The sequence below is a fragment of the Roseovarius sp. CH_XMU1461 genome, assembly GCF_037027165.1.
Lineage (GTDB): Bacteria > Pseudomonadota > Alphaproteobacteria > Rhodobacterales > Rhodobacteraceae > Roseovarius > Roseovarius nubinhibens.
The window spans coordinates 68,774-85,537 of sequence record NZ_JAYMDV010000009.1; the positions used below are offsets into that span (position 1 = coordinate 68,774).

General features: G+C 57.2%; 15 protein-coding genes and 1 pseudogene. 8 read left to right on the forward strand and 8 right to left on the reverse strand.

Annotated features, from left to right (window positions below; all coding sequences use genetic code 11):
- Positions 1-21: 21 nt before the first annotated feature.
- Positions 22-633 (forward strand): RidA family protein, encoded by a 612-nt coding sequence (locus WA237_RS17310; RefSeq protein WP_336099130.1) that lies wholly within the window; start codon positions 22-24, stop codon positions 631-633.
- A gap of 206 nt (positions 634-839) precedes the next feature.
- Here WA237_RS17310 and WA237_RS18690 read toward each other — a convergent pair whose 3' ends face one another.
- The 4 genes from WA237_RS18690 to WA237_RS17325 form a co-directional block, all read right to left on the reverse strand.
- Positions 840-1,097, reverse strand: a complete 258-nt coding sequence (locus WA237_RS18690; protein WP_442970280.1) for a winged helix-turn-helix domain-containing protein — start codon at positions 1,095-1,097, stop codon at positions 840-842.
- Entirely contained in the window at positions 1,097-2,818 is a 1,722-nt protein-coding gene (locus WA237_RS17315) for a SulP family inorganic anion transporter (protein ID WP_336099131.1), read from the reverse strand. The genes WA237_RS18690 and WA237_RS17315 overlap by 1 nt, the downstream gene beginning before the upstream one ends.
- Before the next feature lie 76 nt (positions 2,819-2,894).
- Positions 2,895-3,155, reverse strand: coding sequence for a helix-turn-helix domain-containing protein (locus tag WA237_RS17320; protein ID WP_336099133.1), 261 nt, complete (start codon positions 3,153-3,155; stop codon positions 2,895-2,897).
- A 358-nt stretch (positions 3,156-3,513) separates the two neighbouring features.
- Positions 3,514-5,781: a Hint domain-containing protein gene (locus WA237_RS17325; RefSeq protein WP_336099135.1), complete on the reverse strand. Its 2,268-nt coding sequence runs from the start codon at positions 5,779-5,781 to the stop codon at positions 3,514-3,516.
- A 187-nt stretch (positions 5,782-5,968) separates the two neighbouring features.
- Here WA237_RS17325 and WA237_RS17330 point away from each other — a divergent pair, with 187 nt between their 5' ends.
- The 6 genes from WA237_RS17330 (at position 5,969) to WA237_RS17355 (ending at position 10,888) form a co-directional block, all read left to right on the forward strand.
- Positions 5,969-6,808 carry a LysR family transcriptional regulator gene (locus tag WA237_RS17330; protein ID WP_336099137.1) on the forward strand — a complete coding sequence of 280 codons (840 nt, stop codon included), beginning with the start codon at positions 5,969-5,971 and terminating at the stop codon, positions 6,806-6,808.
- Between the two features lie 464 nt (positions 6,809-7,272).
- Positions 7,273-8,310 carry an NAD(P)H-dependent flavin oxidoreductase gene (locus tag WA237_RS17335; RefSeq protein ID WP_336099139.1) on the forward strand — a complete coding sequence of 346 codons (1,038 nt, stop codon included), beginning with the start codon at positions 7,273-7,275 and terminating at the stop codon, positions 8,308-8,310.
- Positions 8,307-9,014 carry a 5-formyltetrahydrofolate cyclo-ligase gene (locus WA237_RS17340; RefSeq protein WP_336099140.1) on the forward strand — a complete coding sequence of 236 codons (708 nt, stop codon included), beginning with the start codon at positions 8,307-8,309 and terminating at the stop codon, positions 9,012-9,014. The genes WA237_RS17335 and WA237_RS17340 overlap by 4 nt, the downstream gene beginning before the upstream one ends.
- Positions 9,015-9,243: 229 nt before the next feature.
- Complete coding sequence (locus WA237_RS17345) at positions 9,244-9,663, forward strand: hypothetical protein (protein ID WP_336099141.1); 420 nt, start codon at positions 9,244-9,246, stop codon at positions 9,661-9,663.
- Positions 9,660-10,190, forward strand: a complete 531-nt coding sequence (locus WA237_RS17350; protein ID WP_336099142.1) for a plastocyanin/azurin family copper-binding protein — start codon at positions 9,660-9,662, stop codon at positions 10,188-10,190. Before WA237_RS17345 ends, WA237_RS17350 begins: the two co-directional genes overlap by 4 nt.
- Positions 10,187-10,888 carry an RNA polymerase sigma factor gene (locus WA237_RS17355; protein ID WP_336099144.1) on the forward strand — a complete coding sequence of 234 codons (702 nt, stop codon included), beginning with the start codon at positions 10,187-10,189 and terminating at the stop codon, positions 10,886-10,888. Before WA237_RS17350 ends, WA237_RS17355 begins: the two co-directional genes overlap by 4 nt.
- Positions 10,889-11,580: 692 nt before the next feature.
- Here the strand turns inward: WA237_RS17355 and WA237_RS17360 are convergent.
- The gene (locus tag WA237_RS17360; protein WP_336099146.1) at positions 11,581-11,730 is read right to left on the reverse strand and encodes a hypothetical protein; all 150 of its coding nucleotides are present in this window, start codon (positions 11,728-11,730) and stop codon (positions 11,581-11,583) included.
- 699 nt (positions 11,731-12,429) lie between these two features.
- Between WA237_RS17360 and WA237_RS17365 the strand changes: the two genes are divergently transcribed.
- Positions 12,430-13,668: an APC family permease gene (locus WA237_RS17365; RefSeq protein WP_336099147.1), complete on the forward strand. Its 1,239-nt coding sequence runs from the start codon at positions 12,430-12,432 to the stop codon at positions 13,666-13,668.
- 275 nt (positions 13,669-13,943) lie between these two features.
- On the opposite strand, the gene WA237_RS17370 is transcribed toward WA237_RS17365, so the two are convergent.
- The 3 genes and pseudogenes from WA237_RS17370 to WA237_RS17380 form a co-directional block, all read right to left on the reverse strand.
- A complete protein-coding gene (locus WA237_RS17370; RefSeq protein WP_336099148.1) occupies positions 13,944-15,134 on the reverse strand; it encodes a hypothetical protein in 1,191 nt (396 codons plus the stop codon).
- Between the two features lie 280 nt (positions 15,135-15,414).
- Positions 15,415-15,510: pseudogene (locus tag WA237_RS17375) on the reverse strand (DUF2493 domain-containing protein); the annotation flags it as partial.
- A gap of 7 nt (positions 15,511-15,517) precedes the next feature.
- Entirely contained in the window at positions 15,518-16,567 is a 1,050-nt protein-coding gene (locus WA237_RS17380) for a nucleotidyltransferase family protein (RefSeq protein ID WP_442970281.1), read from the reverse strand.
- Positions 16,568-16,764: the final 197 nt, after the last annotated feature.

Here is a 16,764-nt window from a genome sequence, read left to right on the forward strand (position 1 = left end):
GCCAGCCACCAAGTCATTGCGATGATAGTCGTGTTTTCCATGGGCGACTGCCTATCGGCAACGTGGCCGTCCGTCAATCGTATCTTGGAGGGGAATGACGGCTGCCAATGGATGCAGCGCAGCCTCCTCAAATCGGCTATTCATGCATTCTCGAAGGTTGAAGGTCGTTTGAGCGAGACGAAGCTGACTTATCGAACATTTTCGCTTATTATTGTCCTAATCATAGTGGGGGGCGACATGGACCACCAACGGCAGTTGATTTCGAACGGCAACCCAATGGAGGAGATCGTCGGCTTCAGTCGTGCGGTCCGAGTAGGTCCTTACATTTCTGTGGGTGGCACTGCGCCTGTTGATAGCGATGGAAAGACCGTGGGTGTGGGGGACGTTTACGCTCAGACCAAGCAATGTTTCGAGATCATAAAGGCAGCTCTCGAACAGGCTGATTCCGGTCTTCATGATGTAGTCCGCACGCGTGTCATTTTGACAGAGATCGATAATTGGAAGGCCGCCATTGAAGCACGAAAAGAGTATTGCAGGGACGCCCGTCCGGTTGACACCATTATGGCAATCAATCGCTTTGTGAATCCGGAATGGCTTGTGGAAATCGAGGTCGACGCTGTAGTCGCTGATTGATGTGGCAAATCTTCCCGCTTCGGGCGTAAAGCCGACATGCGGCGCTGCAGAGGCGGTGGCACGATCTGGATGTGCGCCAGATATAGACACCCTAGGAAGGAAGTCGACCCAAACCCGACCTTACTGATACCGTCAATATGCCGTGGTTGCAGGCCGCAATTGAGTTCCCCCACTAAAGCGGTTCGCCCCGATATCGCCTCTTATGATCATGGATCTGTTGTCGACTTGACCGCCCGCTCCCAAATTCGCGTACAGGCGACCCGTTCGGCGGGCCGAACAAGCCCATCTCGTTCCATCCGGCGCAGTAGGTGAAGGATCCCGCTGTTGCTCATTCCCAACGCGTCGCGCAGTTCCGCCTGAGTTCGCGGACGTTCAAGCGCGCCAAAGACAAAGCGCCTGCGCGCTTCGGCTTGGCTGTTCCGACGACGGGGCCTTCGATGATTGTCTCCAATAGGACCGGGCATTAGGTCGCCTCTTGATCGCCATCGGCGCCATTGACTACCCGTATCAATGCCTCGTCCACCGTGGCGACATAATGAACAAGTGGACGCTTCAGGCCGTGGGTGACGAACACACGCTGAACTTCAGGAGTAGCGCCTGTGAGCCAGAGTTTGACGCTCTGTTTCTGCGCCTTTTGTGCTAGGCTCTCGATCATGTTAGCGCCGGTCGAGTCGAGGAACGGCACGGCCGAGAAGTCCACGATCAGCGCTTTGTGGGTGTCCTGAATGCGGTCGAGGACCGACCCAATCGAGGCCGTCGCGCCAAAGAACAGCGCACCAGTGATTCGGTAGATGACTACGTCAGGGTTCGCAGCCAGTTCCTCGTGGTAAACACCACGCGGGTTGGCGACATCGGCTTCGTCGCGACCGACAAAGGCGATGTCCGTCGCAACCTCTGTCGTGCGGCTCATACGGTGAATGAAAAGAACGGAGCCGAGAGCGAAGCCGACGATGATGGCCTGGGTTAGGTCTCGGAAGATGGTGAGGAAGAAGGTGGCGCCGAGGACTGTCGCCTCGCCCCAGTCCGAGCGGACTAGGATCGCGATGGCCGATTTCTCGATCATATTCCAGGCCACGACGGCCAGCACTGCGGCGAGCGCCGCCAGCGGAATGTAGGAGGCGAGAGGTGCCGCGACGAGCATGAACAGCAGGATGAACAGCGCGTGCAGCATGCCAGCAACTGGGCCATGCGCCCCCGCGCGGACATTGGTCGCGGTCCGCGCAATGGTGCCGGTTACGCAGAAGCCGCCAAACAAAGAAGAGCCGATATTGGCTACGCCCTGCGCTATTAGTTCGCAATTCGAGCGGTGGCGGCGACCGGTCATGCCATCAGCGACGACAGCCGATAGTAGCGATTCAATGGCTCCCAGCAGGGTGAAGGAGATTGCGGCAGGCAGGACCGCGAGTATTGCCTCCAATGAGAGTGAAGGAAGGTTCGGCGCGGGAAGTGAGGAAGGTATCCCCCCGAACTTCGTGCCGATGGTCTGCACAGGTAGGGAGAGAAATCCGGACGAGGCTCCGGCAAGTCCAACGGCAATCAGCATGCCAGGCCAGTGCGGACGCCAGCGTCGCAGCCCTAGGATGACGGCAATCGTGGCGACAGACAGGCCGAGCGTCGTCGGTGTCAGGCTTTCCCGTGCCTCCCAGAGCGCAGGGATCTTCTTCAGCAATTCGCCCGGTTCATGCGCCAACGTCAGACCGAACAACTCTTTAAGTTGGCTAGCGAAGATGATGAAGGCTATCCCAGCCGTGAACCCCACCGTGACCGGAAAGGGGATGAATTTGATGAAGATGCCTAGGCGCAGGAAACCTAAGGCCGCGAGCATCAGCCCTGATAGAAAAGTGGAGAGAATCAACCCTTCCATCCCGTGCTGGGCCACGGTGGAGGCGACCAGTACGATGAAGGCACCGGCCGGACCGCCGATCTGGAAGCGCGATCCGCCAAGGAGCGACACAAGGAAACCGCCGATGATCGCCGTATAAAGCCCCTGCGCCGGGGTCGCGCCCGACGCGATAGCGATGGCCATAGAAAGGGGCAATGCCACGATGGCGACGGTCAACCCGGCGATGGCGTCTGTCCGCAGCTGCGTCAGCCCATAGCCTTCGCGCAGAACGGTCACGAGTTTCGGGGTGAAGAGCTCAGCGAAGCTTGCAACGTCTGTTTGTCTAGTCGTCTGGTCTTTCATCTTTGGCCGCACCTTTGGGAAGGGAGCGGCGGGATCGTCGGCTTGGTGTCGGCGGTCACCGTCGCGGATTTAGCGATTAGTGTTTCGGCGGAGGCTCCTTCAGTCGGACACCGCGTCCGCTTGCCGAGCTGACCGCACCTTCTCCGATGAGCTCGATCCCGGCGAGTTCGAGCGCGGTCACGACCTTAGTAAGACTATCGACGACACCGCGCACATTGCCGCTGCTTGCCTCCATGCGCTGGATCGTCGGCACGGAAAGGCCCGCCAGTTCGGCTAAAGTCTTCTGGTCGATGCCGAGAAGGGCACGCGCAGCGCGCATCTGAGGTCCGGTGATCATGCAACATATCCTGAATGGGATAATAGATCTTTAGTTTACGGATAATGATATGTCAAATATCAGTTTAGCGAGGTCTGGGGTATGAGCGCAATATGTTCACGAAGCTCTACGTGGCGAGTGCTAGCAGTGAGCCGAGTGCGCCAATTCAACTCTTGGAGATCAACCCTGTTGCTGCAGCGAGGGAAATTGCGGCTTTGGTCCCAGAATGCATTCTGAGGTGAAACTTTTCGACTTGAGAAAGGAGTAAGCGGACTTTCCAAGCGTCATGCCGGGTACGAATTTCTTAAGTATAACTGGATTATTGCGAATTTGCCAAATGCAGCCTCGGGCAATCCCGATATGGTTTCTACGCCTCTCCTCAGAGCTCTAGCCGAACAGGGGCCGTAGTCGGCAGCAAGAGCCGCGCTTCATGGGGTTTGAGACATTGACGGGCGGTCCTACCAAAAGCATTTGGATTAGCTCTCAATTCAGGGAAGACGCTAAACATTTCCTCGCGTGATTGGTCAGAAATCGCCGAGATTCCAACATCGCCTGCGTGAAAGCTCTCGGTGGCTGCGCCATCGGCATAGATTACATGATGTTGATCAAGCATCAGGTGGAAATAAGTCACTGTTGCCTGCGGAGCCACAACCACATCACGCCCATCGATCAGATACTTGGCAGCGACCAGAACTTCGTGGAAACCAAACAAAATTTCTGCCTTGTAGCCGGTAAAAAGCAGGCGATGCTGTGGCGACACAAGCAGGTCATCGGTCGCGCCGTCTAGCACATGCGCGGCGATAGAAACTGGGGCACACTTGTCCACGCCTGGAACCGATCGGTGACCTATCCAGCGGATGGGTTGGGGCCCGTGATCGCGGGTGATCACCATGTCGCCAGTGCGCAACGTCTCAATCGCCCGCTCGCCATGTGGGGTCAAGATCCGCGCGCCCGGGGTGAAGCAGATGATGTTTTCGATCTCCGAGAAGGTTACGACTGTGCCATCTGCCAGCGTGAAATTGCCCGACAATCCGCCTGTGGCATCGTTGAGATTGGTGAAATTGATGTCCGAACGAGTTATATCGGAAGTGAGACGCAGTGTGTCGCCATTTGTCTCGTCGCCTTCGCCGCCGACAATCGTGATGGTCCCCATACCTGTCTCGGCAGGTGTTTGGATCACAAATAGATCATCGCCATCTCCGCCATAGAGCGTGTCATTCTCACCCGCAATCAATGTGTCATTGCCACCCTCACCAAATACAAGATCGGCCCCTTCACCGCCATCGAGGATATCGTTGCCGGCGATGCTGTCGGTGCCTACAATCAGAGGACTGGTGGCCAGATCTTGGACTGCACCGCCCGGAGGGGTCACACGCCCTGATAAGACGTTGCCGCCCTGGTTCTCCCAGTAACGCACCTCGATGGTGTAGCTTTGACCCTCTTCCAGCGTGACCTCGCCCCAACGGGCGGTCGCGGCTTGATGGTAGTCGTTATTGAGAAATGTTCCGGTCGTAGCATTCTGATTGGTAAAGGTGACGGGGTTGCCCTGGCTGTCGAAAATGCGAAGGGTCGAGCCATCGTCCGAAGTGGTTTCAAACCGATAAACCCCATTTTCTGAGGCGATCAAGGTAGAAGTATAGATGATTCCGTAGTCGTTTGGATCATTTTGCCCCGTCGCCTGTTGGCCGTGGCCTGTGACATCGAACCCGGCAGCCGTGCCAGAGGCCGCAAGTGTGCCGCTTTCGATGGCGAAAGCCTGTCCGTTGGCCGAGGAAAAATCACGGGTGAAGACCTGATAGCTCCACCGCTCCGCCGGACCAGCATCGCCGTAAAGCACATCATTACCCGCACCACCATCTAGACTGTCATCACTCGCACCGCCGATCAGCGTATCGGCTCCATTCTGGCCAAGGAGAGTGTCGCTTCCTGCTTGACCACTTAAAGAATCATTGCCCGAGCCGCCAGAAATCGAGTCATTGCCCAGACCTGCCAGCACGGTGTCGTTGCCCGCGCCGGCGTTGATCACGTCATCGTTGAAGCCCGGACCGCTCAACCCGTCGCCATTGTCGACGCGATCCGATCCGGAGGTGGTCGGTTCGACATAGTCGGCATCAATAAGATCACTGCCAGAGGTGCCATCAATCACCCCGTCATCCCAGCCTTGAAGAAGGCGGTTGCCGCCGAGGTTGGTATTGGTGCTGGAATTGACGCTGTCCAAGGTGATCGACACAATCGGTCCAGCCTCGTAAAGGCTTGAATCTGCATTACTGGTGATCTCTGGGGCCAGAAACAGTTCGCCCGTCGTAGACTGTGCAATAACCGCTGTCACCGCCGCCGTGGTTCCATTGGCATAGGTGATCGTGGCGTTGAAGACGCTCAACCCATCAAAGGTAAAGGTTTGGGTCCCATTGCCGATGTTGGTTGAGAACGCGTCGTTCGCGGCATTGTTGTTCATGTCTAGCGCACCAGCCGCGCCACCATTGTCTATGGTAGTCACACTGGTAATGTGCTGATAGAGCGGATCGCCAGCGGTGCCATAACTCTGGCCGACAAACAACTGAGCATCCTCAGCACTACTATTGCCCTCAGTGGGGTCCAACACAAGGGACTCATTGCCCAAATAAATCCAGTTGAATGTGGTAGGCATTGCGCTCGCACTCTATTGCATTCAAGAATGCATGCTCATTTTTTGCGGCCGAATTTTGTGTAATTTCAGGCAAATTAATGAGAATTCAGGCAGGCGTCCTTCGACTGAGTATCCCGGGTATCAAGATGATCGAAAAGCGAATATAATTAGTATTTGATATCGAGTGTTGCGATAAATGTGGGACGCCATGAATACCGAGCACGCCAGGACCTTCCTTGCCGTGGCCGATGCCGGCAGCTTTGTCGCGGCCGCAGAGCGATTGCATGTCACCCAATCAACTGTCAGCGCCAGAATACGAACCCTTGAGGATACGCTTAAGTGCCGGCTTTTCGTCCGCAACAAATCCGGTGCCTCCCTTACCAATGAGGGAGGGCGTTTTTTGAAGCACGCCAACGTGATGGTGCGTACATTCGAGCAGGCACGGCAGGATATCGGCCTGCCCAAGCATTTTCGAGCACGAGTCAATATCGGGGCCCGGATCGGCCTGTGGGATGGTCTTATGCTAGATTGGTTCAGCCAAATGCAGTGCGAACACCCGGATATCTCTTTCAGGGCCGAAAGTGCCTTTGAACCGGAGATCATGCAGGGACTGGTGGACGGGCGGCTGGAATTCGGGATCATGTACACACCGCAACACCGGCCCAACCTGAAACTTCAGCGGTTCATGACGGACCAATTGGTCATGGTGACATCCGGTCCCGACGGCGTTTTGAAGCTAGATCAATATGTGCATGTGGATTGGGGCCCGGAATTTGATGCCCAGCTTGCCGCCAGCTTTGCCGAACTCCCCGGGCCGGCAACCACCGTCAACATTGGCTGGCTGGGCATTGAGGTCTTGGGGCGCCGCTCGGGATGTGGTTATTTTCCCCGGCGGCTGATCGAAAGGCACCTTCAAAATGGGAGCCTCAGCCTGGTCGAGAATGCCCCGACCTTCGAACTTCCCGCGTGGATACTGGTTCGTGAAGATCGCAATCACACATTGTTGGACCCGATGATCGCCAACCTTCAGGAGATGGCGGGCAGGTGAGCAGTACAGCATCGCTGATGCCGCCCACTTTGCGCCGGGGGCAAAGGTCGCCATGCCTCGGCAAGGCGATGTGCCGGAGATAGAATGGCGCATCTGTCAGTCGGGGTCTGAGCACTTAACATGACAAAAGCCGATTTCATTAACGAAAAAAATTCGCTTTCACGATCCTGGTACATGGGCAAAACTTGTTTTGCCGGATCAATTCGATGAGCCGTCAAATCACTTGCGACTTGCGCATCCGAATTTGGCTGTGGAATTTGGACGGGCTGGCCGGCCAGCATGGTTGGGAATGGTGTCAGTTGCGGGGCGGAACTTGCGACGCACGAGGATAAGCTGTGCGAGCTTGCCGGATAGGCGCGCAAGGGTGTCGTCACGCTGCTTTGTGCCTCGAATGACGAGAAATATACCAACGCCATCGTGCGGCGGGATTACCTGCAGCGATGGCTAGAGCGGGAGAAGCAGACATGACAGACCGGCGAGAAGCCCCGCTACACACACCGCTTTGTGATCTGCTGGGATGTGACCAGCCGGTGCTGCTGGCTGGGATGGGCGGCGTTTCCCGTTGGGAACTGGCCGCCGCCGTTACCAACGCGGGCGGCTACGGAATGTTGGGAATGGTACGCGAATCTCCGGACCTGATCACACGGGAAGTCACTGCCATGCAGGCAGCAACCGGCCGGCCCTTTGCCGTCAACTTGATCCCGGCGGCGACCGAGCCACTGCTGCTTGATGAGCAAATTGCCTGCTGCCTCGATCTTGGCGTAACCGCCTTCTGCTTCTTCTGGGACGTGATGCCCGATGTGGTGGCGCGGGTGAAACGCGCGGGCTGCCTCGTCCTGCATCAGGTCGGCACGGTTGAGGCGGCACGGCTTGCCGAAAAGGCCGGGGCGGATGTGATTATCGCGCAGGGCGTCGAGGCGGGTGGTCATGTGCACGGCCGATACCCCGCCTTCGCGCTGGCGGAACAGATCCTTGCGCAGACCGGCCTGCCGGTCGTCGTCTCCGGCGGGATTGCGACAGGTAAAGGGCTTGCCGCCGCGTTGGCGATCGGGGCCAGCGGTGTGCAGTGTGGCACCGCCTTTCTGGCGACCGAGGAATCCTTTGCCCATCCCTATCACAAGTCTCGCATCGTCGAGGCCTCGGGCGACGATACCATACTGACCGATGCTTTCGTGCTGAACTGGCCGAAGGGGGCGGCGGTGCGTGTGATCGCCAACAGCGTGACCGACGGACTCGACGGCACCTATCTGGGCCACGACCCAGACAAACTGCCGCGTGAGACCATCGCCCATGACGATGATCAGCCTCGCCTGCGCTTCAGCACGGATTCACCCCTGCGCACGACCACCGGCAATCTGGAGGCAATGGCGCTCTATGCAGGGCAGGGCGCGGGAGATATTCTTGAGATTGTACCCGCCGCGACACGCCTGACCGATATCATCGCACAGGCCCGGCATATCCTGAAAGGTACCCCCCATAACGATATCACGTCCCCCTCATGAGCGACGAGTCCAAGAGCTTCCGCTGCCAAAGCGGCTTTTCCTCCCCGCCCTGCTATGCTGCCGAAGTCGCACCGGATTACTTCGACCCGCTTGCCACTGATCCCGCACAGGCGCGCGATGTGGCCCGTTGGCGCAAGGTAGAACGCACCCGCTTGCGCGATGCGCGCTTGGCGATGCCGGTCACCGAGCGCAAGGAGACTGACGCGGCGCTGGCCGGGCATTTACGGCAGGTGTTGCAAGACCGCTTCGACGGGGCGCGGGGCATGGTCTTTTCCGCCTATTGGCCGATCAAGGGCGAGCCCGACCTGCGCCCGCTGATGACCGAGTTGCACGAGGACGGCGTCACCGTCGCCTTACCGCTGGTGGAAGCCAAGGCGGCGCCGCTGACCTTCCGCCGCTGGACACCCGAAACGCGCATGGTGCGTGGCGACTGGAACATTCCAGTTCCGCCCCCGGACGCGCACGTCGTGACGCCCGACATCGCGCTTGCCCCCCTCATCGGCTGGACGCCGGATGGCTATCGCCTCGGTTATGGGGGGGGGTATTTCGACCGGACGCTGGCGGAGCTGACCCCGAATCCCTTTGCCATCGGCATCGGGATCAAGACAGCGCAACTCGCGATCATCTATCCGCAACCCCATGATATTCGCCTCGATCTCATCCTGACCGAGGCTGGGGTGATGTTTGGCCGGGTAAGCGATTGAGCACTATTGCAAAACTGATGCGAGCCTGTTTTTCCAGAGTTTGACAGCTCAAGTATAGCCCTCTTTCGTTGATCGTTTCTCGTACTTTCTGGTTGCGAATTGGCGTTCCAAAAAGAGCCCTGTACCGATCGAAATCAGAAGGATTTCCGGGAACCTTTTCTTACTCGCTGCATCCAATGGCCAGGTGACGACAGAGCGCACCGTAAGCAAAACAGAAAAGGACACCCTCATGATCAAGCAATTCCTCCTGACTTCGAGCCTCGTTCTGGCCTCCTCGACGTTTGTAAATGCCCATGATGAAGAGGCCTTGCGGCAATCTCCTCCCGGTACACCCTATGTGCAGGTCAGCGACGTGCTGCCACTTCCCGAGTTTATTCCGGGCTTGGGTACACTTTTCGTCAATCCTGAAACCCTGCCGGCAGGCCCGTTCCTTGCCTACGACCATGACGGCAAGCTTTCGGCCTCAATCTACATGACTCCGCTGGAGGGCCTTCAGGCAGGGACCGCCTACGACGGTCTTGGGATTGGCTCTCACACGGTGAGTTCGGTCGACATCTACTACAATGCTGGCCATCCGGGCGTCGAGAAGCCCCATGCGCATGTTGTGCTCTTCCACGACGCCAATGCAAAAGGACGGCTTGCGCAATGACCCGCATTAATCGTCGACACATACTCCTCGGGGGCGGCGTCACAGCCGCCCTCGGGATCCCTTTCCAGGCCCTCGCACAGACCAGGGTGGAGATCAAAATGCGCGGTACCTCCCGTGGAGAGCGAATCTGGTTCGACCCGATTGGTCTCGCGGTGGAGCCTGGCACGACGCTACGGTTCACGAACCGGGATCCGGGAAACAGCCATACTGCAACCGCCTATCACCCGAAGATCTTCGGCCGGACGCGGCGCATACCCGCATTTGCTGAGCCTTGGAACAGCGACTTTCTGCTCCCTAACGAGAGCTTTGAGGTCACTCTCACGACGCCGGGCGTCTACGACTACTATTGCCTCCCACACGAGATGGCGGCGATGGTCGGCAGGATCGTTGTCGGCACACCGCATCATGCCGGCTGGGAAGGCCCCTCCCGGGAACGCGACGGCGTCTCTATCGAGGTTCTCGCGGCGCTTCCGGAGGTCGAGGCAATTCTTGCGACAGGCAGCATCGGCTTGGAGAACAGGTCATGACATCACAGATGAAGCCTCTGCCCAATCCTGCTCACGATGCGACCACACCCGAAGCCGGCCTTGTCCGGGGTGCGCGCGAAGGCAACGAAGCGGCAGTACGTGAACTGATCCGTCGCCTGAATCCTCGCCTGTTTCGGGTTGCCCGCGGCATCGTCTCCAGTGATGCCGAAGCGGAAGACGTGGTGCAGGATGCATACCTTGCGGCCTTTGCCAAACTGGACAGCTTCCGAGGGGAAGCGAGCTTTACAACCTGGATCACGCGGATAACCATCAATGGCGCGAAGATGGAGCGTCGGCGCGATCGTCCATACGAGGCGTATGATACCGTGGCCGAAGATAACGCATCCCATATCCTGACTTTTCCCGGGCAGGGTGGTGAGCCGGTCGAGGCCAGCATCGGCCGGTCGCAGATCCGTGCCCTCGCCGAAAAGGCAGTCGCCGACCTGCCGCCTGACCTGCGGGTTGTCTTCATCTTGCGCGAAACCGAAGGGTTGAACACAGCCGAAACCGCCAAGGCGCTGCATATAAACCCGATAACGGTGAAAACACGGCTGTTTCGTGCGCGACGCCGGTTGAGGACCGCATTGGAAGAACAGGCCCGCGGCGGCTTCGAGGCGATCTTTCCGTTTGACGGCCAACGCTGCGTTCACATGGCGGACCGGGTCGTTGTCGCACTTAAGGACCTCGGGGGGCTCTGACATGAGACCGATACTTCTAGAAATGATTGCGAACGCAGCGGCGACTGATGAAGCCGCGAAGAATTCCGCAGAAGGACAAGGATATCCCGCGCTCAACCGCGACTATCCGCGGGACTTCACGCCTAATGCGACCGATGATCCCTGTGCATCTCCTTCTCGATTGATCCAATAAGTACTATGTATTTCTAAATTACAAATTTCAGAAAACTTTTGCAAATAATCGGAAACAGTTGAGCCCGGCGACAGGCAGGCGTTTGCATGTTGGCAGTGGGCACCCGACGGGTGCAAAGGCAGCAGAAATTGCGGTGCGAGCGCGTGGGCGGAGGAAATCGAATGCGCGGGTTTGGCTCAAATCTGGCTGAGGGCGTTGCGGCACCTTTGGCGCTGTCCGGGTGTGCGTCAGAGTGGATACCAATGGGCGGAAGTGGCCTTTAGCAGACATTGACCGAACCTTGCGTCGCCGCGCTGCAGCCCCTCCGAAGCAGACATCGGAATAGTTGCGTAGCATTTTGGCCCGTTCGAAGTCGTCGATGCGGACTTTCAAAGCTCAAAACCCAACGGCCGCTTCTGTCCATTATTTGCGGAACGGGCTAACCCACGATCTGCATTGCGTTGATCGCAGGCTTCATGCGATGCCTCCCAAAAAATGAGGTGCTCGACTGACCAATTTTCTTACTCTTGTCTGGGCTATTTTAGTTGGTTTCGCGATAGCCGTAGGAGCTACTCTTGTGCTCGGAGGTGATCCCTTTTTCCGGATTTTTGCAGAGCGCGAAAAGCGAACCTTCCCTGTTTGCCAGCGCAGTCTCTTCACTTTTCTCGGCGACAACCTCGAGTGGAAACATTCGGTAGTTCCAGCGCAATCTTACGAGGTGGTTTGAGGCTACGTTGCGGGTGTCGCCAACGAATACGGAACAATCACAGACATGTGGCACACATTCGAAGAAGGGCGACTGGTTTATACGGACACGGAAATCCCCGACGCCACCCACACCGTTGAGTGCGTGCGCTACAATGATCCCCCGCAAAACCACCACTCGCGTGGCTGGCTTCTAATAGATAAAGATCTCCTTTGCGAGATGCCGACGCAAGGTGTGCCACCGCGGCGCGACTAGGAGGCACTGCGAGGAGAAGTGGGCGTTCGCCGCAACTCCGCCAGGCCGACTCATGCGGAAATGCTATGGAAAGCTGACATTCGTCCGGTGCGCAGCATGAGTCACTCTGGGTTCGAAGCGGACTTGCGGCGCTGCGGCATCTTTCCAATTGGGCAGGCGCAGGCCAGCCTCGCTCACAGCCCAGAACCACCGGCCGCCGAAGAGTTCGGATTTTGAGCCGCAGCCCGCTTTGTTAACATTCGCTGCGAGCGCGAAACCAACGTCCGTTCGGTCGAACACTCTGCAGTACAATCTTAGCTATGAATGCGCGGGCAGGACTGTCTGTTTACCGGCCTAATCAAAGTTAAACCCTTCACGCACGCAACGCGTTCGATCATTCTGGAGTAAACGTGCTGCTTTTCAGGAAAGCTCTATAAGGATTTACTTGCAATGACCGCGCCCGACAGCCAGGCGATTGAAGCGAACCATGGGGAGAAACTGCGCCGCTCTCTAACCACGCCCTTGCTCACGCTCTATGGGCTCGGTGTTACTGTCGGCGCTGGCATCTATGTACTGGTGGGGACAACAGCGGCCGTGGCCGAAGCCTACGCCCCGGTCTCTTTTTTGATTGCAGCTATTGTCGTTGCTTTTACAGCTTTTTCATACGCGGAGCTATCAACCCGGTACCCCGTAAGCGCTGGTGAAGCAGCGTATGTCGAAGCTGGATTTAAGTCCGGTTTGATGGCAACCCTTGTTGGGTTGGCTGTTGCGTTGTCAGGCATGGTCTCGGCAGCCGCTGTCGCCATCGGAGCAGCATCATATCTCCAGGGGATGATAGTAGCACCTCACTGGTTGCTGACTGTTGTAGTGGTCGTGTTGATGGGGCTCATCGCGTTGTGGGGCATCACTCAGTCGGTCATCGTAGCCGCGATTATCACCCTCATCGAAATCTGTGGTCTGATCTTTGTGTCTATCTGGGGCTTCGGTATGTCCGGATCTGTCGGCATCGATTTTATTGACATGTTACCTCCACTCATTGGACCGCATTGGATGGGGATTGGCGCGGCCTCGCTATTGGCGTTCTTCGCGTTTGTCGGCTTCGAGGACATGGCGAACGTTGCGGAAGAGGTTAAGGACCCCGTGTCGACCATGCCCAAGGCCATTGTTTTGACCTTGGCAATCGCGACTATGCTATATTTGGCTACGACAACCGCTGTACTTATGGCTGTGCCGCTAAGCAAACTGGCCTCGTCCTCAGCCCCACTTGCACTGGTCTTTGAAATGGCCCCCCTGGGCATACAGAAAAGCTTTGCTATCGTCGCTATCGTAGCGACGGTAAACGGTGTTTTGATTCAAATGATCATGGCGTCGCGGGTACTTTATGGCTTGGCAGATCGAGGGCACATGTTTTCTGCTCTAGCCATCGTCAGTAGGAGAACACAAACTCCGGTTGTCGCGACGCTCTTGGTGATGTGCATCATAATACTGCTGACTTTGGCCCTCCCAATTGACGAGCTGGCAGAACGTACGTCACAAATCGTTCTTTTGGTATTTATACTGGTGAACGCCGCACTAATACGGCTGAAACTGAGAGGCGACGATGAGCCCGACCATTTCAGCGTTCCGATAGCGGTGCCCCTCTTGGGGGTACTGACCAGCTCGCTTCTGTTCGGTACAGCATGGCTTTGACTGCTGCGCCGACATTCGTGCATACCGTAGAAAAGGTTAAAGCGGGCTTAGAGCTGACTTGTGGCTTTGCGGCGACGGATCCGGCACCTAGATGCGCGTCCAGTCGGGTACAACATGGCGGAGGTCAACTAAACCGGAGATTGGCCATGAGATGCCATTCCTTGTCACAGCTTCGACAAAGCAGCCCTTTTGTCCCAATTGCAGCGTTAGGTCGTCACCGGCAACGGCCCTGCAGGAGAAGGCGACATTGGCATCAGGATTTGGAACGCCCTAAATTACTCAACCGGTGTTCCAAATAATGCCATCGCAAGGCCCAATAGACTAACAGAACCAAAGAGAGCCACGTGTGCCGAGTTGTTGCATCGCCAAGCACGGAGAGCAGCGATGCCTCCCTGAATTGCGTAATACAACGCAAAGGCCCTAGACGCATAGCTTATAATCTCAAAAAGATTTGCAGTCCAAGTAAGTAAGATTCCTACGCCAACCAGTAACGCATACGCAGCGCGCTCTGGGACAACGCCTTTTGTGACTTCGGCAATTAGGCCACCCGACCCACTGGTATCTGCAATTGCAGCGCTGAACTGGGCGCTGAGCGCGGCGGCGACCAATAATAACGGTAGGATCGGTGCAACAATCCGCATCAGATTAATAATCGCAGTCTCGTTCAAAAACTGAGGTTCACTTTCAAACGCATAGGTAAGAAGCAAAATGTAGACGCAGTAAATGCCTGTAGATATCCACTGTGCCAGCTTCATTGACTTGATACGCATCCGGGCATCGTAGGTCGACCCAAGGTAACGTGACGTTTCGAACCCTTGCACAGTCACTATCAGACCCGCCATCAACGTCAGGCTCGCCCAACCGGTGACCTCTGGCGCATCAAACTGCAAGGCGCCTTGATTTGCTACGTCCCCGAAATGCACGGCCAGCCCGAGCAAAAGACCTGCGATGATCGCCAGTTTCAAACCAACTGAAGCCTGCTCCAATCGCTCTAGCGCTGAATAGCCACGCGTCAATCCTGTGAACAGGATCAGCAGGAAAACTGCCGTGGTCAGCAAGTTGGCGTGAAAATCGTCGTCAAGCTCTGTTAGACTTACTCCAAAGGCTCCAAACAGATTGAGGTAGTAGGCAACGGATATGATGAATGCGAAGGCGAGCACTAGGGAAGCCGTGGCTTCAAGCCCGTTGATCACCCGTGACGAGGAGGGGTCCGTTTCAATAATGGCAATGTTAAACCGAATAGCGCTTCCAAATAGATAGGCCACCACACACAAGCCAGCCATTACAAGCGGTGCAAACCCGCCATAGCTAACATCAAGGATTGGCCCCAGAATCAGAAAGCCGCTACCTATGATCGACGCCAAGGGAGTGATCGTCGCTCGCCAGATAACCGAATTGGCGACCCGAGGCCAAATCAGTATCGCACCAGTGAGCGTAACAATTGCGAGAATAGCGGTGTTCAGCATGGGGGGACAAAAGCAGATAGAACGCGGCGCGGCAACATGGCTAAGCCTAGGGGCGCTAAAACTCGAATTTCTTGTCAATGCCGCCCAGAGGAAAGAAGTGTACTTGCTTAAGGTTGCTTTCCGGGCCGCCTCAAGATCGTCCTAGGGTGGCCCAACCTCGTCAGAGGATTTAGTCTTGGGGATGGCGGTGCCGGCCGCCGCAGCCTGTCGATCTTGCGTGACCGACCGCACGCGCCATGAGAAATGACGATAGGGCGGCGCCAAGCGCGACCCCCTCTCTTCAATCCTGCGACGCCGTCTTCGCCGGGTCCGAAACCCGCATGACCGTCAGGCCTTTCGCTTCCGCCTTCTGTCCGAGGTTCTGTGCGACCCCGTTGCGGTAATCACATTCCCAACCCGCCGAGGATTAGTTTCGTCTCAGGCATCCGCTTCAGTGAGTTGCCAATATGCTCGCGCCAGCGTCGGCCAACCTCCAGCGCGGTAGCATAGGCGCGGGCCAGATCATCGGGACGGTCCTCGGCCATCACCTCGATGAGAAAGGCTGCCTGCTCGCGGTCCTTCGCGGACTTGAGGCTCCCCGCTCCGTCACGCCTTCGATTGGCAATGATCAGCTTGTGGATCGCATAGCGCTCTGGACGCGGAACCTGCACGAGTATGCCAGATCGATAGATCGCCGCGGCATGGATTGGTTCGGCAATCAGGAAGTTGAGATAGTTCAATCCTTGAGCGTTCACGCCCAATGCTGGCAGATCACGGATAGTCTCATCCCCGAACGCAGGTGTCAGAAACTCGACCAACTGGCCGCTCCCGCCTTGGGACCATCGCCAGGTCCGACCTTGGTCAAGAGCCGGTAAGGGATCAAATTTGAGCGCGGAGAACGTCTCGGCCAAACCCGGGTCGACCTGATCCTGCAACGCCACGCTCAGTTTTTCGAACTGGGCGATGTCGATGTCGCCTGTATTGGCCATGCCCCCCAAAGGCAAACGAACACCCAGCTCGCCCTCATAGAGCCGGAAGGCATTCGTCCCGACGATGGTGCCACCCAGCCGGAAGGTCCCGGCTGTCGCCATCGCCGACAGGATGGACCCGGTCGCCCGGTCGGTGGGCGTCATGCCTTCCGCCCGCAGAAGTCGAACGAGCCGCGACCGTTCCGCCTGCCGCTCTTTGGCCGTTGCGCGCAGCTCTTCGATCTGGTCGATGCGCGCGCGCGTCTCGTCGCTGTCTTCGCCGATATAGGTGAACCGCATCTCCGTCCCGACACGGCGCGCAGCATACCAATAGGCCTTGTTGCCGCGCTCCTTGAGCGTCGGTTTGCCCTCAACACCGGACAAGGCGTCATCCTTCAGGAGCCGTACCAAATCGGTGTGGGCGCTCACTGCGATACTGCTGAGAGAAATCATGCCTATCAATTCCAAGTTTTGCTTGGCACGCATATACCTATCAGAAAATAAAAAAGCTAGGCAAAAAGACGTTAAGGCACCACCAAGTCCATGAGGAACGACGAAAGGCCCGCGCCAAGCGCGACCCCCTCTCTTCAATCCTTCGCAGTCTGCCGGAGGAAAAGGCGCAAAACATTTAGGTGGGTGGCGGCAGTACCCGCGAAGACTTCGTTGGCTTTCGCACCGAACGG